This is a genomic window from Timonella sp. A28 (genome assembly GCF_051200815.1).
GTDB lineage: Bacteria > Actinomycetota > Actinomycetes > Actinomycetales > Cellulomonadaceae > Timonella.
Genome location: NZ_CP195159.1, coordinates 1,979,791 through 2,001,602 on the forward strand (window position 1 = coordinate 1,979,791; position 21,812 = coordinate 2,001,602).

Below are 21,812 nucleotides of genomic sequence, written 5' to 3' on the forward strand. Positions count from 1 at the left end.
TCGTATTAGTCATTCATAAAATGAGACTAGGGTTACATGCGTGTTTTGAACTTGTTAAGGTGTTTTGGTAAACAAGGAATTTATGCATATGGAGTGCACTTTATGAGCCAGTCTTACCCAGAACCAGAAACCACTACGCAGCCCGCTCCTGAAACTTCCCCCATTCAGAGCTACGACCCGAACCCGCCTCGGAACACGCAAGACAGCCAAGGCGTTTCGTTCTTTAAAGCGCTTTTTGACCTATCCTTCAGCCACTTTGTCACCTTGAAGTTCGCGAAGTTCATTTACGTTCTTCTGCTTATCTTTGTTGGTTTAAGTTACCTGATTGCGTTCTTTGCGCTGGCTGGCATAAGCCCGCTGTATGGATTCCTTGCTCTCTTCCTTGGCGCAATCGTCTCCGCTGTCCACATAATTCTTTTACGCATTGGACTCGAATTTGCGGTCGCAATGATCCGTACCGCAGAAAACACAACCACCCTCGCAAAGCGTTAAAACATGTGAAGGGGGTGGGTGCAGAACGTTCTGCACCCACCCCCTTCGCCGTTTTAAGCAGAACTAATCAGTCGCTTTCCTGTAATTCCATATGCAGGACCGGGTAAGGGAATCCAAAACCGTCTACCTCGTCGCGACGCTTCGCGACGAAACCGTGGCTTTCATAAAACCCCACAGCTGCAGGGTTCTGCTCATTAACCTCGACAGTTAGCGCGTGATTCCGCGCTAGACCGTCACGTAACAATGCCGAACCAACACCTTGATGACGTGCCTCGTCTGCTACAAAAAGCATGTCGAGGCGGCCCTCTGCAATGCCAGAAAAACCAACCAGTTCACCATCGATAAAAGCACCAGTTAAATCAACTTGCGGAAAATACGACGGAATTTCTTGCATGAAATAACTGAAATGTTCGTCTGAAAGGAAACTGTGCGTTGCCCGCACAGATGACCCCCACACCTCCAAAAGTTTGTTGTACACGTTACAACCCAGTGGACGTTTCAACTCGATCATAGTCACGCCTCAACACTAGGCTTTTACGCCCTCACCTGTACATATATTTCGATAGGTGGCATGTGGTGTGAATGGAAAAAGTGTGGCATCAGCAAAAGCTGATGCCACACTACTTCGCAACGAAACTATGTTCTACACAAGCTATGCTTTGCGGCGCTTGAGTAAAAAGAATCCGCTAACGATGAGGCCAAGAGCGACGAGCCCTGCAATACCAAATGCGACCCCTTGAGCACCGGTTTTGGCAAGCACGCCTCCACGGTCTGTGGCCTCGACAGTGTCGCCTTGTGTGCCTGCGCTAGGTGAAGGGTTAGAGCCGTGTGCGCCAGGAACGGTTGGTTCTTGAGCTGGCTTTTTACTAGTGTCACGTGCATCTGCTGTCGGAGTGGGGTCCAGCGTTGGCTCTCCCCCATTGTTTCCGTCGCTTTGGTTATCGGATACAGGTTGTGGCTGCTGTGTGGAAGACCCGTCAGCAGTGCCATCAGATCCAGTATCAGATCCATCGGTTCCGTTGTCAGGCTGGCTAGGCTTTGGCTCTTCAGGTTTCGGCTTTTCTGCAGGGGTTTCCTCAGTGCTACCGCCGGTTCCGCCATCAGTGCCGCTGTCCGTGCCGCTGTCAGCTTCACTAGATTTCAGTGCACCTACGCGGAAAGAGTGCCCGCCAGTTGCTGCGTCGTCAGTCCACAAAACTTGACGAGTGCCGTTTACCGTTGCCGGTGAAATCGCGAAACCTTCATTCGCCAGATTTTCTGTTTTTGCTGGTCGCTCATAAAAGCCAACCTCAGTGTAAGCGCTTGATTGGGCGGCTTTGGTTTCTTCTTTTGACTGCGTCGATTCTGCTCCACCAAGGGCAAACACTTGTGAGCGCCCTTCGCACACTTCATCGCACACAACCCATAATTCGTTGCGTACAGTGTCGTATTCGAGTTCCATCACCCCAGCGAATGCTGAATCAAATGAGGTGACTCGAGTAATGGAGCCATCTAAGCCAAGGGCATATCCAATGACAGTTCCGGTTGCTTCGACACCAACAAAAGCGATGCCCTCAACATGGTTGGTGTAGGTGTCTGGTGTGTATGGCGCTTTAGTGGATTCGTCAATCACGCCTGCAGCAACGAGATCTGCACTTGGCACCCATGTGATTCCTTCGATACCTGAGTTTGGGGCCGCGTTAGGGTAGTGCTCGGAAAGGTTCCATTCGTGGCTTGCTTGTATATCGCCGGTGCCGATGCCCACAGGGTTAACGTCATACAACAGTACGGATGGGCGTGAAGCTTTTGGTGCGCCTACTTCTGTGTTTCTTTCTGAGCCGACAAGAACACCATTTTTGGCTGCACCGCCAACAAGGACTACGCCTTCAGCGTCAATGTTTCCGGTGCCATCTGGGTAGCGTAGTTTATGACCACCTACCCAGCCTTTTGCTTCACCAACTCGGTTAGGGAAGACATCCATTTTGTGTAAGATGCCTTCGCCGTTGCTTACAGCCCAGACGACAGATTTTGATTCGTACACGGCACTACTCATGTCGCCGGTGAACGTGTTGGATTCGTCGAACTCAACCATTCCTTCAGGGCCAGGCCATGGAAGCTGAGTTTTCGTGGGAGTGGTTGGTTCCGCAGGCGGGACGGTTTGACTAGCCTCAATGTTTGGAGAGGCTGATGAGGCTGTGCTGGAAGTTTCTTCTGGCGGATTGACCGGTGCTGCAGATGCTAATGATGCAGCTACGAGCGGTGCCACAACGATTCCTGCTGCCATGCCATACGTGAGGCGGATGCGCCCTGCATGTTGGTTACTCATCGTTCTCTTTTCTGATTGTGCTTACAAGCCTTGTCGTTTTTAGCGCCTGTTTAAGGCACGTTCCTTTCCGTGAGTCTTGGGACCAGAGCGGTCCTTGACGGCATATGAGATGCGGCGTGGAGGCTTTTTCAGAATTGCAGAAAATGATGCGAAAGGGACAAGGGGAGTGCTTCCCCTATTTTTCTTAATATGTGCACTGCCAGCAGGTTTACAGAACGTCAGAAAATTGATTCACGTGGAACGCACCTTTTGGTAGTTTTTAATACGCATTTTGTGCACAAAATAAAATGTCTGTGTGGTCGGATACGCTGAATGCCTGATGCGTTTCAATATCGCTGAAGAAAAGGAAGAAGAATGGCGATTCCACGCTCGAAAGACGAGCTACTTGCTGCAGTAACCAGCACATATGCCTTATTGGTTGCAGATTTAGCTCGGGTTCCAGAAGAATCAGCGCGAGAAAAAACCATGCCTGGACATAAGGCAGGTAGCCTGATGAGCCCTGCTGACCTCGTCGCATACCTTATTGGGTGGAACCAGCAAGTATTGCTGTGGCATGAGCAGCGTGCGCAGGGCGTAGAGCCAGATTTTCCGGCAGCAGGGTTTACCTGGAACCAGTTGGGTGAGCTGGCGCAACATTTTTATGCACAACGCACACACACGTCTTGGACCGAATTACTCACCGAATATGAGGCGGTAAAAACCGCAATAGTTGCACTCATCGAGCAACTCAGCGACGACGAGTTATATGGCACGGTATGGTACAAAAACTACACTGCTGGACGAATGATTCAGTTCAATACGTCGTCGCCTTACGCGAACGCTCGTCAGCGAATTCGTGCATGGTTGCGGGCAAACAACCATTAGGTTGTTTGCCCGCAACAATATGCAAGTTCAATTGAGCTGAGGGCTATTCTGCTTGAAGAATCGCTTCGGGGGATTCAGGCAAGATTTGCCCGCCGTCAACAATGAGAGTCTGCCCGGTAATGTATCCGGCTTCGGTGGACGCGAGGAAAGCCGCAGCGTTTCCAATGTCGCGAGGGTCGCCAAGGCGTAAAGCAGGGATTCCGCGAGCCATTTGCGCAAGGTACTCTTCTCCTTGATCGCGCAGCCCGTCAGTCAAAATGTTGCCCGGCAAAACGCCGTTGATGGTGATGCCATCACGGGCAACTTCAAGAGAAGCGCCACGCATGAAGCCTTGTTGGGCTGCTTTGGTGGCCCCGTAGTGTGACCAGCCCGGATATCCGGTGTGCGAACCAGTGATTGACGTAGTGATGACAATGCGGCCGTACTTGCGTGGCTTCATGAACTTCAGTGCTTCTTGCACGGTGATGAACGTCGATTTGGTGTTGACGGTGAAAATGGTGTCCCACTGCTCGTCGGTGAGTGTGTCGAGGCCGGCTTGTGGGAAAATTCCTGCGTTCGCGCACAAAACATCGATCTGGCCGAACTCTTCATGCACTTCGGCGAAGACTGTGCGTACTTGTTCTCTGTTGGTGACGTCGAGTTTCTTGGCGTGGGCACCAACTTCTTGAGCGGTGTGTTGTGCGGCTGCTTCGTTGAGGTCCGCTATGACGACTGTTGCGCCTGCTTCAACAAGGGATTCGACGATGCCTCGCCCAATTCCTGATGCTCCACCGGTCACGATTGCTACACGGTTTTTGAGGGAAAACATGCTCCACGGCTCCTTGCTTGGCGCCTGCTGACCGGCGGGACAAGGTGTCCGGTGAGGGTTCGTCAGCAGGCTGCCGAATTCAGTCGGATGAAAGTGTTATTTCACGAGTGAACTAACACTTTCACCATATCTGATCAGTACTTTTTTCTAAAGCAGGATGAGGGACTGGTTGTTGGTGGGGTTATCCACAGAGAAGAATAATTCCGCTGTTTTCGGATAAAAAGCAGTAAAATAGCCTAGAGCCTCGTAATGAGGTGAGAATATCCCTCCGTGGAAAGGGCAATATGGCAGACCTGAACGACGATCGGAATGTTAATCCGATGATTTATGACGCGATGTGTGAATTAGAAACACGAATTAGTGGCCAGTATGTGGCTTGGAAGCGTGAAGCGAAGACTGAAGAAGAAGCCGAGTATTGGCAGCGTGAGATTCTGCGGTTGAGCCAAGAGGTGCAGGCCGTGGACATTGACAGCCAGTCTGCTATCGATGCGAAGCGTGCCGAGTTGCGTGAGTTGTTTGCTTCTTTGCCGGATGAGGCTCCAGAGGTTGGCTTGTGACAGAGAAATTAACTCCGCAGGAATTGAGACGCATTTTCGAAGCTGATGTTCGGCCATATATTGATGGTTTGCGTGGTGGTGTTTCGGCACAGCCACCACGTTTTGTATCCGTGGGTGGCCAGCCTGGGGCAGGTAAAGGGCGCATATTAAAAGACGCACACAGGTCGATACCAGGTTCAGCTCCAGTTAATGGGGATAATCTCAGGCGATTCCATCCAGATTATGCTCGTTTGATGCGTGAGGATCCGCTGCGTATGCCCGAGGTGACAGCTTCGGCATCGGGGCCCTGGGTCGGTATGTCTAATGAGTATTTGCGAAACCAGAAAATTAGCGCAATCGTTGAGACCACGCTGCGGGATTCAACGATGTTGCAGCGTGAATTTCAGGCGTTTAAAGATGCAGGATATGAGACGGAACTTCGAGTTGTTGCTGTTCCGCTAGAGGTTTCGCGTGCAGGAACGGTTGAGCGTTATATCGAGCAAGTCAAAGACTATGGTGCTGGTCGTTGGACGCCAGGCGCTGCACATGATGTTGCTGCTGCAAATGTAGGCAATACCGTTCGTGACCTCGTTGCTTCGGGAGTGGTAGACCGCGTTGTTGTCCAAAATCGTGAAGGCACGATTTTTCATGATGAAAACGTTCGCGACGGCGGTATCGCGCGAGGAGAAGCCGCCGCGGCAGCTGTTGAAACAGCGAGAGACGTTCGCACGATGACTCCACAGCAGGCGCAAGTATGGATTGAGCGCACAGCGGAGGCTTTAGATGCGCGGGGGAAACTCGGTCAAAACGACCCTGATCTGGTGACTGTGTGTAATCGCTTAGCCACAGTGGATGCTGCTGCTGTTGTTCCGCACGCTTATTCAGATGAAATGAACTGAAAAGAAGTGTGGGGCTCTTCAACGGGCCATCATTACTTCGTCGAAGAGCCCCACACAGTTAGGGTCGCTACTTAAAAGTTGAGAACTTCAGAGCGTTTGACGGGATCACTTACCCAAAAGTTTTCTGATTTTCCTTCAGACTGCCACTGTGAGAAAAGAACCCACTCATTATCAACCAACTGCCATGCCCATCCTCGCTGAGAAAAACCGGTGAACAATAAGGTGTTGATCTCTTCTAATGAACTAGGAGCCGTGGGCAGAGGATATGCAAAAGATCGAGGGCGCCCACGCATGCCCGGTGCACTGTGTCCAGCACTATTAAGCCGTGATATGCCGTATACGACTAAAGGGCTAAGCATAGAACGGGTCACTCGCTGCTCAGACACCATGCCATTTACGTCTTTTGAGGAAGCACGGGCTCTATCCATTCCGCCATCACATTGGACAGGACTGTAACCAGCGTTGATTGAGCGTAATGCTTCAACTATCTCATCCAAAACCTCAGGTGAAGTCTCATACGCATGTACCAAACGCATTGCTACAGAAATGTAGTTTGAGTTATTGGCAATTACAGGCACATTGAGTGGTAAACCACCGCCTTCTTTTGTTGTGTCGGCTGCAGCCAGATCACTAGCAAATACAAGAGGCATAACAAAGTTCTGATTGTCTGCGTTTTCAAGAGCATCATTCAGTCCGGTAATGGGACTGAACTTTTGATTTTTGCTTAAGAGGTTGCTTGTATCTCCAAAATTCTCAGAGAACTTACTGAGCGCATGCCAGTCATCGGAACGTAAAACATGTGCGACTAGCGTTTTTAGCGGAATAGTCGTTGATAGCACTGGAACGGTAGGAGCCCCACCATTGGTCGTTGGCTCCCAATGCAAGTGGGCTGTTACGTCCTCGTGTTCCCGTGCTGCAGCCAGCAAAGCAACGGAAGTAAACCATCCTGCTAGTGGTGTGGAAGTAAGACCTTCTAGTTTGTGAGAAGTGGTCTGTTCATTTATTTTTGCTCCAGTCACGACTGAAGCCGGGACGTCAGGTAACGAGAAACTTACATCTTGCGGGTGTGCTGATGCTCTCCAATCTGCAAGCCGTACAAGGGCCTCTAGATAGGCAAGCCCCCACAAACCGAAAGTGGAATTAAGATGGGAAAACTCTTGTGCATGACGTTGACCGATTGTGTGCCCTTGAGCGTCTAAGGGTTGGATTAATGGTCGATACCAGCCATGGTGCGCGCCAATAAGATGCAGAATTAACGGATCATTAATGCGTGCAGAAACAAGATCCACACTGAGGGCTTCATGACGCCAGCCAGGTAAAACACCAAAACGTTTAGCCTGCGCCCCCCTCGTCCGTGGGGTCGTTGTGGATGTGAGTGATTTAGCTAGACGATCATCATAAACTTTTCCATTGGCTAGGTATTTTTGGAATGCAGAATCTGCCTTGCCTTGGTCGTGAAGCGCACCCGCAACAGCGACGCTGTCTGCTAAGGCTGAATGTAAACCAGCACAGCGTGCATCAGTCAGAGCCCATGCTCCTACCTGTTGCTGATGAGTGTGCAGAAGAACGGGTTTAGCAGCATCTTTGGACTGCTTTTCATTCTTCACTGCACACGTAACAACTATATGGAATCCGTTTTCGTCATCATGTGTGCGAATAATTTTCTTGGAAAGTGTGAGCGCGTTGACGTATTTCGATATGAGCTCTAGTGAAGTTTCTTCTGCCCACGCAAGGATTTCTTCAAAATATGTGTCCTCGTCAATGAAGGAAGACCTTGATGGGAAAGAGCCGATTATCCGAGAACTGTCGTGTATTTCGGCGTAATTTTCGGCAGCACGTAAGGTTTGCGGACTCAATGGAATACGGAACGTGTTCGATGCTAGAGCAAGACTGCCATTGTGAACGTTTCTGAGCCGTTTTAGTACAGCTGCTAGAGACACATCATCTGGCAAGTCCTGTGGTGTAACTTTGCCCGTCCAACCGTATTTCTTGGAATAACCACCAATCTCAGGCTCGAGAAGAACATCTGTTGCTCGAAGAACCTCAAATTCGTTTTGCGGGACAGTCCACCCTTCAAGAGTTGAATCCCAAATGCGTATGCGATGCAGCTCTGCGGTAAAGGGCTCCGTGAAACTGGCAGTGTCCTTAATGGCTTCAACATCAGACAGTTCAGTTTGAAGGGTTTTTCCGGTAAGTAATGATTGAAGTGCAGAGCGCGTAACAGACACAACTTCACTCGCGTCAACAAGGAAATGCTCTTTTAGCGCATCAACGTGCTCAAGGTGATGACGCCATGCAACCCGAACTTCAGGTACAGTTTCAGCGTCTGGGCCTGCAATGAGTGCTTCAACACGCACATCATTTTCTGGACGAGGCCTCGTCTGTGCAAGCACAGGTAATTGAACGCGAGTTAACGTTCCAATGCGTCCTTGCCTGTGATCGAGTTTTTCAAGAGAAAAACTCGGATGATTTTTCAGGTTTTGAACACCGGCATAACTAAAATCTATGGAACCTTCTTGGCTCACATCACGCAAGAAAGTTTGAACGTTGTGGAGCGGCTCTTCACCATAAATGAATGCGCTCGGTTTTCTGACGACTGGAGCATCAACCCACCCGCCAACGATAGTCGCATGACCCTGCTTTGATAATCCATCGCGGTTGAGTCGCCCAAGTCTCTGAACGAGGGGACCCCACGGGCATACTTCAGTAACTAGATGGTCAACGCTGAAATCAACGCCGACTTCAAGGGTTTGTGTGGAAACAAGAAGTAGCGGACCATCTTGAAGTACAGGTTTGTCTATTGGGCGAAACCTGGAGGTTGTGAGCACAGGTTCAGGTGGCTGCACAGAGCCTTTGGGATGCTTCGCTTTTTCAAGCAATTGCGTCACCTTATGTGCCAACGCAACAGTGTTCACGAATACTGCAATGCGTTGTGCCCCCGAATGCCAAGCTTCAAGGGCAGCATTAACTAACTGTTTTGAAACAGCTGTTTCTTTACCATCAGTCCACTGCATTTCGACTGTTCGAGCCGCATTAATTCGCGTTTTTTCAGCGCTGCTGAACGTTGTGTTGAGCTCGAACTTTTGGTCCTCATCACTGGACAGGCCTTTAGGGATTGTTGCTCCGAGTAATACAACGCGAGAGTCCGGCAGACCTAATGCGTGTGGTGCTTGTTGTTGAAGCGAAAACGCTTTACGAATGGTTGTGACGGCTTGCTGAGATAGGTGTGGTTCGTCGAAAAGTACGAGGGAGTCGATGCCAGTAAGTGCGCCAGCGATCGGAGATGCACCGAGAGATACTCCGAAACCTCGCATCAAAAGACGCGACACGTATTGATTGCTTGTCAAAGAAACGATGGAACAGCCGGTAGCGCGAAGCCATACTTTGCTGTCGGGGCGGTCGCCATGTATTCCCGACGAAACGATCGCTTCAGTTTCTCCTTCGCCAAGTAGCGTTTTTAACGCTGCACGTACTGGCGCGAGTGGAGAATCTGGTTCTGCGGAGTTTATTTTTTCGGCGAGATGTTCTGAATATGTTGCTGTTGAATCGACCAAAATTTTTCGATCAACAACATGGAAAATACGTTGTGGTGCTGTTCGCTGTTCGCCGTGTGCAATTTGACGAGCAAGCTCATACACCGCAATGGCTATCGTGGCTGTTTTTCCTAATCCTGTAGGTACAGCGATTGGGGACGGCCAAGAATTTTCACGTACCTGATGCGCTAGGCGGCTTTGCCAGGTGTATGGAGAATAGCTGTGGATTGCTTCAAAGTAGGTTTCAAATGAGGGAAATTCGGCGGTCATGTTGTCACCAATCGTGTTGGAGCGAAAACACCAAATCCGAGGTCTTGGCGCTCACCCAAAATAAGTGGGCCAGAGATTTCTTTACTCGTAGCGAATGACAGCCACCATGTTCCGTTTCCTTCGCTTAAGTCAGATGTAGACCATCGGGCATGCCAGGGATGCGGTGGAGCGTTTAGGCAATATTCGATGTGAATATCTACCCCGTATGTTTCCCTCATGTAGTTTTTTATTTCTAGGATGACGATACGAGCGTCAGGGAACCCAAGAAGAGGCGTAGCGGATTGCCATTGCGTGGACGTCTCAGTCCAGGTGCTTGGTTGTAATGCGCGTGGTTGGTGCACGCGCCATTTTGTGTTGAGTAAACTGCTGTCGTCGATGATGTCGAGTATTTGTGGGGCAGTTTCAGCTATTTCAGCTTGTATTTCTTCCACAGGAACTTGTGTGCTTGTTTTCTTTTGCATAAAACCAAGGCCAACAAGTCGTCCGTCTGCGTATGGGCGATAACTGTCTGTGATGGGCACAACCGCCACATTCTTGAAGGCGAGGGAAGAAAAACGGTGGAAGAGATGAGGGATTTTCCAGTGCGGGATGGCATATTCAAGCGAGATAACGTCAAGATTTTCTCCATCAATTTTGTTTAATGGAATGTAATCTATTGCTTGCGTAAAGCCTGAAGCCGGTAAAGGCGGCAGCTGTCTAATAGTTGGGTCTGCCGAAAACGTACGTTCGAAGTTTATGTCGAACCATTCGCAGGTGTTTTTCTGCCATCCACGTGTTTTTCCACGCGAAGATGCGTGTGGATAATACCGAACACATTCCCCGTTAAGTGCAGGCAGTTGTGGAACTTCATCTACATAAAGTTGAGCTGCGTTGTGTGAACGACCAAAGTAGGGAACCCGCTGCGCCACATGTTGCAGTACCATAATTTCTTGCTCAGAGAGGTCAACATCAACCCAGAAATACAGTGTGCGGTCTGACATGACAAGCGAAGCTTGAGGTTTAGGTTTAATCGCACTTGTTAAAAGATTGAACGGGCTAAGGTCAACAACACTGGCAAGGGTTTTCTTATCTGTTTTTTCGGGTATGTTGCTGGATGGCACAAACGTCGGTGGCGCATCAACGAACGTGTGTTGTGGTGTGTCAATGAGTGGGGCTTGGCTTTCCGTAATACGTTGTAGCAGTTTAAACGCTTGGTTTCCTTGAGCTACATCGTCTTTGTGCAGATGATGCGCACCTGCTTTAAGCGCACCTAAAAGCCGCACAGGGCTAGGTGGCCAACTCACGGTTCCGTCGTCTGCTAGTCCGCTATAGTACGGAAAATCGTAGGTTACAGATATGCGTAGCATGCTAGTTGCCGTCAGCCTCTCCGGCAGCTTTGTCATGCTCTTCAGTGACACGGTATGTGATGAGATCGTTCAGGAACGTAGAGAACTGCAGCTGAATTGGTTCCGCGAATTCGAGGCCAACGTTTTTGGCATCTTTGAGCGCTTCGTGTAGCGCTTCAACAATTTCTTCGAAACTTGTGATGGTTAAGTCAACGGTTTCGGCTTTGTGTCCGTTGTTGATTTTCCATCCCCATCGTTCACCGGTGGTAACGAGTGCGCAGCTACTGCGCAGGAAAGTTTCTTCGCTGGAAAGATAATGCCCTGCCATTGCCAGCAGAGTGAGCACAGTTAAGCCAGCTTGTTTTTTCTCAGGCGTGCTAAAGCGTAGAGTGCGCAGATTGGTGAGCGAAATGCTTGCCTGTTGTGCAATGAGCTCACAGATAAAACCAGTTGTTTTTGTCTGCGAAGGAACCTGACCTAACCCAAATTGAGATGGACGAACTTTCCCAGACTTTCCTTTCAAATCTACAGATAGGTCATCGCCTTTTTGGGTGAGGGGGGTTGTCGAAAGAGGATTAATAACAAAGTCGAGTTTTGTGGCGCCAGAATTAACAGGCGAAGCTCCATACCCGACGATTTGGGAGGAGTATGATCGCGGCATTTTATGGCGTGCGGCGCTTCCTGAGGAAAGCCAGTATCCAAAAATTGCTGCATTTGGGAAGTGCGAAAAGAGGAGATCTGCGTTTTCGGGGCTTGCTGATAACACGAGCCCTTTCACTGATTCAGGAAGGTCTTCTTTTTCTCCCCACACATGTTTTCCGCCTTGGGTGGAGTATCGCAAAGTTGCGTCTACTTGTCGGTGTGCAAGTGTCCAAGAAGAAGCTTGGACGGAAAGCGCTTCGTGTAGTTGACGGTTAAGTAATGTTTTTTCGTTGCTGTCATTACCGTCAGGGTTTCCTGTGGTGACAAGTCCTGGGAGTGTTAAATCAAGCCGTTCTTGATTGTTCCACAGGGCCGTTTCTGCGCGGCCGCTCTGCGAACCAACACTGTCGATAATGACCATAGTGCCTTTTCGTGGCGCATTATCGGCATTCCTGGATAGCTGTGAAAGCCACCCGTTTTCGTCGAAGGTAGGGATGAATGTGTCTTCGGATAACGCAAAGGTTGATTCTCCAGATTTTGCGCCAGCATACGTTGGTGGAGCAATGGGGGTGGTGACGCCGGATAGCGGTTCAAGTGTGCGTTCAATGACAAGGCCTGCAACTTCAGGGCGTGCAACATTGCGGGCGACTGTGTTTTTGAGTGTGGACGACATTGGTTCTCCTCAGAAAAGTTAACGGTGTAAGAACAGAGCGCAGTTTTATATGTGTAAGGACAAATTATGTGAGGCGGATAAGCCCAAAACCGTAGTTTTTGGCAGACTTCACGCCAGTTCGTAGTGCCTCATTAAATAGAAGCGAATCAGTGACTACCCCTTTTACCTGCGCATGTATTGCAGGTATTTTTCCGGTTTTTAGTCCTAGCGGTAGCGTGCGCAAGGGGCTTAACGTGACATCAGGCTCAGTCTCAAGGCCTAGTGACGCAAAAGTTTTGGCAACCCACGCAGACCTTTCCTGCTCTGGAACGGTCACGGGTTTACGTCGGTACGCTCGCCCTTGCTTGAGTTGCGCATGTATTTCAGGTGATACACGTGATGGTGGTGTTTTTTGGCAAACCATCAATACGGAAGCCTGTATGTTTTCTCCAACTGCGACAACAGGTGTCCGATTTAGGCTTATTTGCTCACCGATTCGGGCGGGATGTTCGGGAAGCTTCATTGGCGCGGACATGAAGGACGGAGGCGCTATGGTCTATATGCCATAGTAGGTCGAGTTTGCTGCGAGGGTTTTCTCCGAGACCGCTGCGAAATCCAGACATGACATGAATGTGCGCTCGTTGTCGGTTTTCAAGGAAAACATCTCGAACCATTGGAGACAACCGAAATGCGACGTCGTAAAGGACGGTTTTTTGGGGTGGTTCTACTTTCTTCATAGTCCTAACTCTTATCGTGCGAACAAAAGTTTAGCCTCGTAAAACAGGCAATAGTAATTCTTTTCCTGTTTGACTGAAAGCCGCATATCTACTCTTACCAGTGCCCTCTGACAAAGCAATACTTTTTGTGAAAAAGAAAATTTGCGTTGTGAGTCTTATACATGCGTGGTCTTAACGAAATCGGGGGTGGTTCCACCTAGTGGTGGGATAAGTTCTGATTAGACCGAGTCCAGATTCTTTGTGGTCTCCGACGCCATCGTGGAGTGCAGAATTAAATACTTTAGGGTCGATTATTTGGCCAAGTATGTTGAGTTCGATGGTTTGAAGCGCAGTGCCGCTGTCGCTGGACCTTAGGGCGTTTTGAGTTTGTGTTTTTGGCAAGGTGGGAACGTGAAGCCCTAAATCTGCAGGTGGAGAGAAGATGAAAGAAAAGGCGGTTTCCATGCGGATGGAAATGTGCAGTGTTTGATGCGCAAGCCCATTAAGCACTGGCTTCTGTTTGATAACTGTGCCGAGAGTGGATGGGACATCGAGTTGTTTTTGCGAGCGAATCAGTACGAGTGATCGTTCTTGATCGAAGAAGTATTGAGGAGCTGCGGCTTCTTCGTGTGAACAGTCGCCGATGTCAGAGGCCGTAGATAATATTTTTTGGTAAGCCTGTTTCGGCTCTGCAGTGAGTAGTGCAAGGAACTTAGGGACGGGGCGAAGGAGGAGGTCGGATGATTGTGAAGAGCTTGAGTGGTCATTCATTCGTGGTTCGGCTTCCCTTCTTGTAACTCTGTATTTATTCGATACGCTAAACATTTATTTCTATGTGGTGCTTATACGCTAGCAAAGGTTGTGTATGCGCGCTTGGTTTTACCCGTTGTAAAATTTGTTGGCAGTCGATTTCGACTGGTGTTCCCTCTGTTTTTGTCCGATATGCAGAGAGCGTTAAACATTCCCCGCGTATGCGGGGGTGAGCCTTCGCTGGCCTGTAGAGACGTTGTGTTGCTGCAGGCCAGCTTTTCTTTTTGCGAGAGTGTTCGGTGTCTCGCTGAACGAAGTATTCCAGTATCCCGAGGATTAATTTCCGCGATCGAAGGAAACTCACATGTCGTATGCAACGGGAACATTTATGCGTGCCGCCCTTCAAACCCAGTATGGCGAGGCGTCGACTGTTCACTATGGTGAGTGTGCAGTCCCTACCGCAGACAAAAACCGTGTGGTTGTCGCGGTTGAGGCAGCTGCGTTAAACCCTGCTGACGTGTTTGCTATGCGTGGCAAGCCGTTCGTCATGAAGCTCGCTGGCGGTTTAACGAAACCGCGTCAACCCGTGCGTGACACCCATGCTGCAGTTAGAAAAATTAACGACACAGGACGGGATAGTGATCCCGAACAGTGGTTCGCCGGGGCCGGATGGCGGCGCGATTCGTAGAGTTTTGAAAGCATTGTGGCGGGGAAAAATAGGTAAACACCGGATCGCTATTTTTTATTCGTCGCCGCAGGCGAAAGACCTACAGATTATTAGCCGTGAACTCGCGGCTAAGCGACTCGTGCCACTTGTGGACTCCACCTGGACATTGGAGGACGCTTCCACAGCTTTAGCACGAGTTGCTAGCCATCATGCACACGGAAAAGTAGTCATCACACCCTAACTTTGAGTAGCTGTAACAGTTCCGGCTTTGCTGCCACCAGTGACAGAACCGGAAGTAACAAGACCCGCAACTTCTGTGCCGGTAACGTCAGCACCCGTATATACCGTGTATGTTTCGCCTTGCTTAATGTTTGGGCTAGAGAACACGAGGGTTTGGGCGTCTTTGGGGGCCGTGTATGCGGCGACGAGGTTACCTTCATCGTCGACGAGTGCAACTGATGTTCCGGCTGAAACTGTCTGACCGTAACTGACCGCTAGCACGCCTTGTTTGCTGGAACTTGGTGATTGGGCCATGCCTGCCGACCCGGCAGCAACAAGAGTGCCGCCATTCATCTCGAAGGTGCCGTTGTAGTCGAGTGCCCCGTTGCCGTTACTTGTTGGACCAGAAACGATGACTGTTCCGTCAGTGATGATCACGTCGCCGTTAGAGTCGAGTCCGTCACCGCCAGCGTTGATGCTCCATGTGCCGCCTGTTATGTCGACGAGTACACCTTCAGTGGCTTGATCGTTTGGGCCGCCACCACCCCTGTTTTGCCGAGTGCGTGTTTGCCCATCGGTTGTTTGGCCGTTGTCGGTTTGGTCGTCGTTAGACGCTGTTTGGTTTGCAACGGTCACAGTTTGTGTGGTGGTTGAGTTCGTTTCAATGGTGCCGGTGTCGCTTGTGTCTGTATTGTCGTTGCCTGTGGTGTCGTCACCAGGTCGGGCAGGACGTTCGCCGCCACCAGGGAAACTGCCATCTTCAGGTGGCGTACCCATGTTTGGTACACCAGCGTTTTGGTTGCTGGAGGTAGAACCGTCAGTTGCGTTAATGCCGTCGTCGGACGACACGATTGTTCCAGTCCCACCATCAAGATGCATTATTGCCGCTTCAAAACCTTCAACAGACTTTTTCACGTTAATGGTTCCGCCGGTGACACGCATGATTCCGTTGGTGGTGATGCCGTCGTCGCCGGCTTGTAATGCGAGGGTGCCGTCTTCTACGGTCACTTGGTTTTCCGCATCAATGGTGTCACTACCAGCAGTAACATCGAGTGTTCCACCAGAAATCCACACCACTCCAACAGGGTAGGAGGCGTCGTCGGTGTCGCTCACGTTATTGGACTTCAAACCATCACCTTGGGCGTCAACGGTGATATTGCCGCCGAGGACAACAAGGTGGTCTTTTCCACGAATGCCATCGTCTTTCGCTGTAACGTGAACTGTCCCAGATTCCACGACAAGGGTGTCTTTAGAAACGATCCCATCAGCAGCAACACCCGTCACATCTAAGGTGCCTTTACCTGTGATCCACAAGTCGGCGGTGGAATAGATTGCACCATTGGTTTCAGCGTCTTCTGAGGCAACGGCATCAGCGGCTTCACTAACAGTGTTTGTGGTGCCTTCAGCGAGGGCAAGAACCACCCAGTCCGCATTGACAACATTGATAGCTGAAATGTTTGCGGCTGTAATGTTGACGCCATTCAGCACTAAAACCACATCGGCTTTATCACCATCGACGACGATCTGACCTGCACTTAGTTCACCTGTCAGCAGAACCCCCATCATTTTTTTGACTGCCCGCGACAGCTCGGAGGACAAAGTCCAAGGGTTACGCATTGGCGCAGACGACTATTTAGAGAAGCCTTTTAATCTTGACGAACTTGTGGCACGCGTTGAGGCAGTGTCGCGCAGGTTTGAGCATGAGCCTTCTGCCGCGTCCACGTATACGGTAGCTGACCTTGTTTTGGATGATGTTGCCCATCAGGTGCGTCGTGGCACTACCGAAATTTTGTTATCACCAACCGAATACCGGCTTTTGATGTATTTGATGCGTAACGTTGGTCGGGTACTTTCACGCGGGCAGCTTTTAGAAAACGTGTGGGGTTTTTCCGCAGGTGATGACGCTTCTGTCGTCGAAACATATATTGGCTATTTGCGGCGGAAAGTTGATGCGACGGAACCGAAACTGATACACACAATTCGTGGGGCAGGCTACACCTTGAGGGTGTCATGACTGCACGACGTACTTTATCTTTACGGGCCCGGCTAGGGTGGGGGCTGCTACTTGTTGGTGTGATCGCTACGATCATTGCGATCATCGTGACGGTGACAACGAAATCGTTTTTGTTGTCGCAAATGGATGACAAGCTTGACGCTTATGCTGGCCCGAGGTCTTTTGATCAGTCTGTTGCGCCGCTGCCTGACCCGTCTAAGCAGCCTAACGATACGGTGCGCCCGTCTGAGGCTTTCCGCGGATTTTTAACTGAAGATGGCACGTTGTCGGTGTTCTTTTCACCGAATGTTGGCGGGGTGTCAGACACGGAACCCGTACTTTCTGCTGAAAACCTGACAGATCAGAGCACCCATTTCACGGCACCTTCTACTGACGGAACCGGCGAATTTCGGGTGCTAGCGCGGCCTTCTGGGTCTGGTTGGGACATCACTGCGTTGCCTTTGGACGATGTTCGTTCTGCAACGCAGCGACTCCTCGTCATTGAAGGCATTGGGATTGTGCTGATAGCGGGGGCGCTGGGTGTTGTCGCATGGTGGGTGAACCGGTTAGGTATTACCCCGATGCGGCGCATGGTTGACGCGTCAACACGAATCGCACACGGTGACCTGCATGTGCGTCTTAATACTGATCAAGGTGGCACAGAAACTAACGAATTAGCGCATTCGCTTAATCAAGTGATTGAAACTCTCACTACGGCCGTGCAGCGGAGCGAAAAATCTGAAACACGGCTACGCGAATTTGTAGCGGACGCCTCCCATGAACTTCGCACGCCATTGACTACGGTGCTCGGTTATTCAGAGTTGTATCGGCGTGGGGCGTTGCAGAGCGCAGAAGATTTGGATGATGCGTGGGCGCGCACGGAAGCTGAGGCGTCACGTATGCGCAGGCTCGTTGAAGATTTGTTGACCTTAGCGAAATACGACAACGCGCCAGATTTGCAGTTGAAACAAACGGATGTGAAAGAACTCGTTGATTCGGTTGTTTCCGACGCGACTGTCGCCTACCCAGACACAGAATTTACGGTTTCTGGGGATCAGGTTTCTGGTTTTGTAGACAGTGACCGGCTCCGCCAAGCACTACTTAACCTGCTCGCAAACGCCGCATTGCACGGCGGCCCGCACGTCACAGTGAACACTATTTTTGTCCATGAACATACTGTGCAGATTTCGGTGCACGACGACGGCCCAGGGATGTCAGACGACATCGCTGCCCGCGCAACGGAAAGGTTCGTGCGAGGAGACTCATCACGTCAACGAGCTACAGGCGGTGCAGGGCTTGGACTAGCGATAACAGCCGCAATCGTGCGAGCACACAACGGTGAACTGGCGGTTGCGTCGAGCGCAGAGGACGGCACAACAATCACACTGACATTCCCTAGCAAATAGGGTAAATTCGGGCTTTGTGATGACTTTGTGTGCCCTTTATCCCCGCATGGGGATTTGTGCACATTTTTCTTGACTGCGGTTTTTTCGACTTCTAGGTTAGGGGGCGGTGTGGCACCCGCCACACCACTGACAAGCCCTTGAGGGCCTGGAGATGAAGGAGTCGTCATGACCCGTCAAACCAGTCGCCGCGTTCGCGTAAGCGTCAGCGCATTGGCAATGCTTTTTGCCGCATCCACGCTCGCTTCCGCACCCGCACTCGGTAGTGAAACCCCTACCGTTGGCAATAGTCAATCCCCCATCGACATCCGTGACGGTGACGTCACCTATGTTGAACACTTGCCACAACTCAACATCAAATACGGCACCACAGACGTGCACGTACAAAACACTGGCTCCCCCTACCATGAGGCCAGCGTGAAAATTTCGCCAGAAAACAAGGATCTGTACATCACAGTTCAAGGCGAGAAATGGCCACTGGCACAATTCCACTGGCACACCGAATCCGAGCACCTGCGCAACGGAAAGCCCTACATCATGGAAGGGCACTTTGTGCACAAGCAAGACGACGGAGACCTCCTCGTCATCGGCGTATTCGTAGAAGAAGGCGACTACAACAAGGCTCTCGCACCACTGTTTAAAGACCTGCCAACCTCAAACCAGTCCGCTGAAGTGCAGGACGTGCGCCTTGACCGCATCCTCCCAGAGGACCTCGACTCATACCGGTACAACGGTTCACTTACAACACACCCATACACGGAGCCAGTGAACTGGATTGTGCTGGACGAACCGATCGAAATGTCACGCACACAAATCACAGAGTTCGCGAAGCTCTTCCCAGAGCACAACCTACGTGAACCACAACCATTGAACGGACGAACAATCCTTAGCGACGTCGACAACGACTAAAACACAGCGTGGGGATGGCCCAGCTTGGTCATCCCCACGCTTGTGCTTAAACGCAGTCGATAATCGTAGGTGCGGTTTTATCCTCGCAAACCCCAAAACAAAGTTTGTAGAATGGCTGTGAGGCTAGACGCCAAAGAGGTTATTGAAAATGACAGAGAAAAGAATTTTTCTGCGTGACATAAAGCCGTATGCGATTCCAGAATCCCTCAGTGATTTACAGGGGCCTATACAAGGGAAGATTGAAATCCCAATAGGTGTGTATTGGGGTCCAGGAGAGCGAATCTTTGATGTGAGTACAGAAGAAGGTGTTTTTTGTGCTTATGTTCCGCTGTTATCTGAAGGAACTCTTGAAGAAATAAAATTGTATATAAACGGGAAAAAACTGCAGGACACCTGGAGTTCTTTAGTGCTGCCAGTAAGGCTTAAAAACATGTGGGAATCTAGATTCCCTCTAATTAAGGGCAGAAATTTGTGAATCACATAAAAAATGACGTAAAGGGCTACATAATTGTTGCCGCTGTTTTTATTGCTCTTGCCGGGTTTCTTTTGTGGAATGCGCTGTATATTCCACCAGAAGTAACAGACGCTGAGGCTAGAAATTTTGTTGAAGAGGTTGATGCACGCTCTTTAGAAGCTCCACAAAACTCTTGTGATTATGCACTTTTGACGAAGTCATGCGTTAAAAGAATGAGTAAGGATTCAGCAACTCCGTTGCTGAAGAAAAGTACGGTTGTCTGTACCTGGCCATTGGCAGGAAGAAATGAAACGCGTGTTGCAGAGATCGAAAATGTTGGACCTGATGGGAAACCGTATCGATCGAGTCTTGCTGTTTCTAGGGATGGTAAAACTCTAAAGGCCGAACCGTTGCCGTATTGGGAATTGTCGATACGAGATGTGCCAGCCGCGGATGCGCCCCCACCCGAAGCACTCCCAGATGACATGTTTGTTCCAACACGATTCGATCCGTGTAAACACAGCGACAGCACTAATTAGCGCATTTTTGATCAGCCGCTCGGTACCGTCAAGAATGAGTTTCGTGTCATGGTTGTCCTTTTTCTGCGCCGAAAAATCTAGCCTTTTATATGGACGCAGAAAAAGGAGAGTTATTAACTTTCGGGCGTAATCACTGATGACTAGCGAGATTTTTTTCTGAGTAGTGAAACACCTAGGAACACGAGAGCTAGTGAGAACACGAGTGGTTGCCGCCAAGTAACAGAAAGGTCTGGCGCGTAGTCGGCTAGAACTGAAACATCAATTTCGTGAGCCACAAACGTGGGGATGATACCCGTACAAATCAACAGAATTGCTGATGCTTTCCACGGTATAAAGACGCGGTCTTTCCCTTTTTTCAGTTCGGCCGCACGCACAATAAGAACAAGACCAAGGAACGCAACGAGAAGTCCAACGCCCGTGTTTCTGTGCGCGAGAATTTCGAAGCCAGAAGGGGAATCAAGCAAAAAAATTCCTGTGTCTGTAAAGACGGAATAGCTGCTACTTGAACTAATGGATGCCGATTCGGTGAGATTGACTGGTATTTTTACCGTCTTTTGAGTGCAGCCGTTGATGAGGTAGGTGACTCCTCCAAGGAAAACAAAAATGCCTAAAACTAAAAGGTTTCTGCTTTGTGCAGCAGCGTCCCGCATACGATCTCTTTCAGGTGATGGTGTGTGCCCACGACGGTGAGCACACACACCATATATGCGTTTTGACCTGCACAAAAGGTCAGAACTTACCCCCGCATGCGCGGGGAATACTGGACTTCCGCGGCTGTGATGACGTGTTCACCGGGCTCACCCCCGCATGCGCGGGGAATACCACAGCCCAAAGTGGATGCTCTGCTGCGGTTGCGGCTCACCCCCGCATGCGCGGGGAATACCATGGCGCTTAATCGTTTTCATCTGGGAAATCAGGCTCACCCCCGCATGCGCGGGGAATACTTCGCTCAGACTCAAAAGCTGCAAATTCCATCAGGCTCACCCCCGCATGCGCGGGGAATACGGACTGCCTGCACTGTGTACCGCGTACGTGTCGGGCTCACCCCCGCATGCGCGGGGAATACACTTGCACCTCACTAGCCACTATGGGCAGGCTAGGCTCACCCCCGCATGCGCGGGGGAATACCTTCCAGTGGTTTGGTTGTTACGGGGGCTACAGGGCTCACCCCCGCATGCGCGGGGAATACTCAGCAGCAGACGGCTGCACCTGGTGTGCCCCAGGCTCACCCCCGCATGCGCGGGGAATACAGCGTGGCACAAACCGGACACTGAGATCGAAGCGGCTCACCCCCGCATGCGCGGGGAATACTTGGTTCCACCAGTCTTGTTGGGTGCCTAGGTCGGCTCACCCCCGCATGCGCGGGGAATACAACAGGCACGCAACCAAAAACGTATCGCGAAACGGCTCACCCCCGCATGCGCGGGGAATACAGCTAGACCAGGAACAAAAAAGTGGGTGCCAGGGGCTCACCCCCGCATGCGCGGGGAATACCATATCTGCTTGTGCTGATCGTTGCGTCCGGTGGGCTCACCCCCGCATGCGCGGGGAATACAACACACGCACTGCGAAAGCTTCCCACTGACCGGGCTCACCCCCGCATGCGCGGGGAATACTTGTGTGGCGGGACTTAACGCTAAGTCCCGCCGGGCTCACCCCCGCATGCGCGGGGAATACAGTACAACTAGTGTTTTGGCGTGTCTAGTTCTGGGCTCACCCCCGCATGCGCGGGGAATACCCATTGCTGTTTGCAGGTTTTGGTGCAGTAGCGGGCTCACCCCCGCATGCGCGGGGAATACGGCCCGACACTCACCGGATACCGAAAAGAGTTTGGCT

Annotated in this window: 21 protein-coding genes and 1 CRISPR repeat array (1 of these 22 running past the window's edge); of the genes, 11 read left to right on the forward strand and 10 right to left on the reverse strand. The window is 50.7% G+C overall.

The window, feature by feature from the left end:
* Positions 1–102: 102 nt before the first annotated feature.
* Entirely contained in the window at positions 103–492 is a 390-nt protein-coding gene (locus ACR9EC_RS09350) for a DUF4282 domain-containing protein (RefSeq protein WP_435298962.1), read from the forward strand.
* 67 nt (positions 493–559) lie between these two features.
* On the opposite strand, the gene ACR9EC_RS09355 is transcribed toward ACR9EC_RS09350, so the two are convergent.
* Together ACR9EC_RS09355 and ACR9EC_RS09360 are read right to left on the reverse strand one after the other, a co-directional pair.
* On the reverse strand, positions 560–1,003 hold the full coding sequence (locus tag ACR9EC_RS09355; RefSeq protein ID WP_435298963.1) for a GNAT family N-acetyltransferase: 444 nt from the start codon (positions 1,001–1,003) through the stop codon (positions 560–562).
* Positions 1,004–1,144: 141 nt separating this feature from the next.
* The gene (locus ACR9EC_RS09360) at positions 1,145–2,797 is read right to left on the reverse strand and encodes an LPXTG cell wall anchor domain-containing protein (RefSeq protein WP_435298964.1); all 1,653 of its coding nucleotides are present in this window, start codon (positions 2,795–2,797) and stop codon (positions 1,145–1,147) included.
* A gap of 354 nt (positions 2,798–3,151) precedes the next feature.
* On the opposite strand from ACR9EC_RS09360, the gene ACR9EC_RS09365 reads away from it, so the two are divergent.
* Positions 3,152–3,661, forward strand: a complete 510-nt coding sequence (locus tag ACR9EC_RS09365; RefSeq protein ID WP_435298965.1) for a ClbS/DfsB family four-helix bundle protein — start codon at positions 3,152–3,154, stop codon at positions 3,659–3,661.
* Between the two features lie 43 nt (positions 3,662–3,704).
* On the opposite strand, the gene fabG is transcribed toward ACR9EC_RS09365, so the two are convergent.
* Positions 3,705–4,469, reverse strand: coding sequence for a 3-oxoacyl-ACP reductase FabG (gene fabG, locus ACR9EC_RS09370; RefSeq protein ID WP_435298966.1), 765 nt, complete (start codon positions 4,467–4,469; stop codon positions 3,705–3,707).
* Positions 4,470–4,753: 284 nt separating this feature from the next.
* Between fabG and ACR9EC_RS09375 the strand changes: the two genes are divergently transcribed.
* The gene (locus tag ACR9EC_RS09375; RefSeq protein ID WP_435298967.1) at positions 4,754–5,026 is read left to right on the forward strand and encodes a hypothetical protein; all 273 of its coding nucleotides are present in this window, start codon (positions 4,754–4,756) and stop codon (positions 5,024–5,026) included.
* Positions 5,023–5,904 carry a zeta toxin family protein gene (locus tag ACR9EC_RS09380; RefSeq protein WP_435298968.1) on the forward strand — a complete coding sequence of 294 codons (882 nt, stop codon included), beginning with the start codon at positions 5,023–5,025 and terminating at the stop codon, positions 5,902–5,904. Before ACR9EC_RS09375 ends, ACR9EC_RS09380 begins: the two co-directional genes overlap by 4 nt.
* A 71-nt stretch (positions 5,905–5,975) precedes the next feature.
* On the opposite strand, the gene cas3g is transcribed toward ACR9EC_RS09380, so the two are convergent.
* The 5 genes from cas3g to ACR9EC_RS09405 form a co-directional block, all read right to left on the reverse strand.
* Positions 5,976–9,707 (reverse strand): type I-G CRISPR-associated helicase/endonuclease Cas3g, encoded by a 3,732-nt coding sequence (cas3g, locus tag ACR9EC_RS09385; RefSeq protein WP_435298969.1) that lies wholly within the window; start codon positions 9,705–9,707, stop codon positions 5,976–5,978.
* On the reverse strand, positions 9,704–11,089 hold the full coding sequence (csb2, locus tag ACR9EC_RS09390; RefSeq protein ID WP_435298970.1) for a type I-G CRISPR-associated protein Csb2: 1,386 nt from the start codon (positions 11,087–11,089) through the stop codon (positions 9,704–9,706). The genes cas3g and csb2 overlap by 4 nt, the downstream gene beginning before the upstream one ends.
* Positions 11,055–12,347, reverse strand: coding sequence for a type I-G CRISPR-associated RAMP protein Csb1/Cas7g (gene cas7g, locus ACR9EC_RS09395; protein ID WP_435298971.1), 1,293 nt, complete (start codon positions 12,345–12,347; stop codon positions 11,055–11,057). The genes csb2 and cas7g overlap by 35 nt, the downstream gene beginning before the upstream one ends.
* A 64-nt stretch (positions 12,348–12,411) precedes the next feature.
* Entirely contained in the window at positions 12,412–12,861 is a 450-nt protein-coding gene (locus ACR9EC_RS09400) for a type I-E CRISPR-associated protein Cas6/Cse3/CasE (protein WP_435298972.1), read from the reverse strand.
* 373 nt (positions 12,862–13,234) lie between these two features.
* Complete coding sequence (locus tag ACR9EC_RS09405) at positions 13,235–13,813, reverse strand: hypothetical protein (RefSeq protein WP_435298973.1); 579 nt, start codon at positions 13,811–13,813, stop codon at positions 13,235–13,237.
* 343 nt (positions 13,814–14,156) lie between these two features.
* Between ACR9EC_RS09405 and ACR9EC_RS09410 the strand changes: the two genes are divergently transcribed.
* Positions 14,157–14,480, forward strand: coding sequence for a hypothetical protein (locus ACR9EC_RS09410; RefSeq protein WP_435298974.1), 324 nt, complete (start codon positions 14,157–14,159; stop codon positions 14,478–14,480).
* A gap of 4 nt (positions 14,481–14,484) precedes the next feature.
* On the forward strand, positions 14,485–14,700 hold the full coding sequence (locus ACR9EC_RS09415; RefSeq protein WP_435298975.1) for a zinc-binding dehydrogenase: 216 nt from the start codon (positions 14,485–14,487) through the stop codon (positions 14,698–14,700).
* On the opposite strand, the gene ACR9EC_RS09420 is transcribed toward ACR9EC_RS09415, so the two are convergent.
* A complete protein-coding gene (locus tag ACR9EC_RS09420) occupies positions 14,697–16,277 on the reverse strand; it encodes a carbohydrate-binding domain-containing protein (protein WP_435298976.1) in 1,581 nt (526 codons plus the stop codon). The two genes, ACR9EC_RS09415 and ACR9EC_RS09420, sit on opposite strands and share 4 nt — an antisense overlap.
* Between ACR9EC_RS09420 and ACR9EC_RS09425 the strand changes: the two genes are divergently transcribed.
* The 5 genes from ACR9EC_RS09425 (at position 16,249) to ACR9EC_RS09445 (ending at position 19,976) form a co-directional block, all read left to right on the forward strand.
* A complete protein-coding gene (locus tag ACR9EC_RS09425; protein ID WP_435298977.1) occupies positions 16,249–16,692 on the forward strand; it encodes a winged helix-turn-helix domain-containing protein in 444 nt (147 codons plus the stop codon). The two genes, ACR9EC_RS09420 and ACR9EC_RS09425, sit on opposite strands and share 29 nt — an antisense overlap.
* On the forward strand, positions 16,689–18,077 hold the full coding sequence (locus ACR9EC_RS09430; RefSeq protein WP_435298978.1) for a sensor histidine kinase: 1,389 nt from the start codon (positions 16,689–16,691) through the stop codon (positions 18,075–18,077). Before ACR9EC_RS09425 ends, ACR9EC_RS09430 begins: the two co-directional genes overlap by 4 nt.
* 165 nt (positions 18,078–18,242) lie before the next feature.
* Positions 18,243–18,983 carry a carbonic anhydrase family protein gene (locus tag ACR9EC_RS09435; protein WP_435298979.1) on the forward strand — a complete coding sequence of 247 codons (741 nt, stop codon included), beginning with the start codon at positions 18,243–18,245 and terminating at the stop codon, positions 18,981–18,983.
* Positions 18,984–19,131: 148 nt separating this feature from the next.
* On the forward strand, positions 19,132–19,458 hold the full coding sequence (locus ACR9EC_RS09440; protein WP_435298980.1) for a transcriptional regulator: 327 nt from the start codon (positions 19,132–19,134) through the stop codon (positions 19,456–19,458).
* Positions 19,455–19,976 (forward strand): hypothetical protein, encoded by a 522-nt coding sequence (locus ACR9EC_RS09445; protein WP_435298981.1) that lies wholly within the window; start codon positions 19,455–19,457, stop codon positions 19,974–19,976. The genes ACR9EC_RS09440 and ACR9EC_RS09445 overlap by 4 nt, the downstream gene beginning before the upstream one ends.
* Positions 19,977–20,116: 140 nt before the next feature.
* On the opposite strand, the gene ACR9EC_RS09450 is transcribed toward ACR9EC_RS09445, so the two are convergent.
* Positions 20,117–20,626, reverse strand: coding sequence for a hypothetical protein (locus tag ACR9EC_RS09450; RefSeq protein WP_435298982.1), 510 nt, complete (start codon positions 20,624–20,626; stop codon positions 20,117–20,119).
* 83 nt (positions 20,627–20,709) lie between these two features.
* Positions 20,710–21,812: a CRISPR direct-repeat array (repeat unit 28 nt; unit sequence GGCTCACCCCCGCATGCGCGGGGAATAC); it runs 634 nt beyond the window's last position.

Coding starts and splice junctions, on each gene's coding strand:
- ACR9EC_RS09350 (WP_435298962.1), top strand. CDS start 103: ATGAGCCAGTCTTACCCAGAACCAGAAACCACTACGCAGCCCGCTCCT.
- ACR9EC_RS09355 (WP_435298963.1), bottom strand. CDS start 1,003: ATGATCGAGTTGAAACGTCCACTGGGTTGTAACGTGTACAACAAACTT.
- ACR9EC_RS09360 (WP_435298964.1), bottom strand. CDS start 2,797: ATGAGTAACCAACATGCAGGGCGCATCCGCCTCACGTATGGCATGGCA.
- ACR9EC_RS09365 (WP_435298965.1), top strand. CDS start 3,152: ATGGCGATTCCACGCTCGAAAGACGAGCTACTTGCTGCAGTAACCAGC.
- fabG (WP_435298966.1), bottom strand. CDS start 4,469: ATGTTTTCCCTCAAAAACCGTGTAGCAATCGTGACCGGTGGAGCATCA.
- ACR9EC_RS09375 (WP_435298967.1), top strand. CDS start 4,754: ATGGCAGACCTGAACGACGATCGGAATGTTAATCCGATGATTTATGAC.
- cas3g (WP_435298969.1), bottom strand. CDS start 9,707: ATGACCGCCGAATTTCCCTCATTTGAAACCTACTTTGAAGCAATCCAC.
- csb2 (WP_435298970.1), bottom strand. CDS start 11,089: ATGACAAAGCTGCCGGAGAGGCTGACGGCAACTAGCATGCTACGCATA.
- cas7g (WP_435298971.1), bottom strand. CDS start 12,347: ATGTCGTCCACACTCAAAAACACAGTCGCCCGCAATGTTGCACGCCCT.
- ACR9EC_RS09400 (WP_435298972.1), bottom strand. CDS start 12,861: ATGTCCGCGCCAATGAAGCTTCCCGAACATCCCGCCCGAATCGGTGAG.
- ACR9EC_RS09405 (WP_435298973.1), bottom strand. CDS start 13,813: ATGAATGACCACTCAAGCTCTTCACAATCATCCGACCTCCTCCTTCGC.
- ACR9EC_RS09410 (WP_435298974.1), top strand. CDS start 14,157: ATGTCGTATGCAACGGGAACATTTATGCGTGCCGCCCTTCAAACCCAG.
- ACR9EC_RS09430 (WP_435298978.1), top strand. CDS start 16,689: ATGACTGCACGACGTACTTTATCTTTACGGGCCCGGCTAGGGTGGGGG.
- ACR9EC_RS09435 (WP_435298979.1), top strand. CDS start 18,243: ATGACCCGTCAAACCAGTCGCCGCGTTCGCGTAAGCGTCAGCGCATTG.
- ACR9EC_RS09440 (WP_435298980.1), top strand. CDS start 19,132: ATGACAGAGAAAAGAATTTTTCTGCGTGACATAAAGCCGTATGCGATT.
- ACR9EC_RS09450 (WP_435298982.1), bottom strand. CDS start 20,626: ATGCGGGACGCTGCTGCACAAAGCAGAAACCTTTTAGTTTTAGGCATT.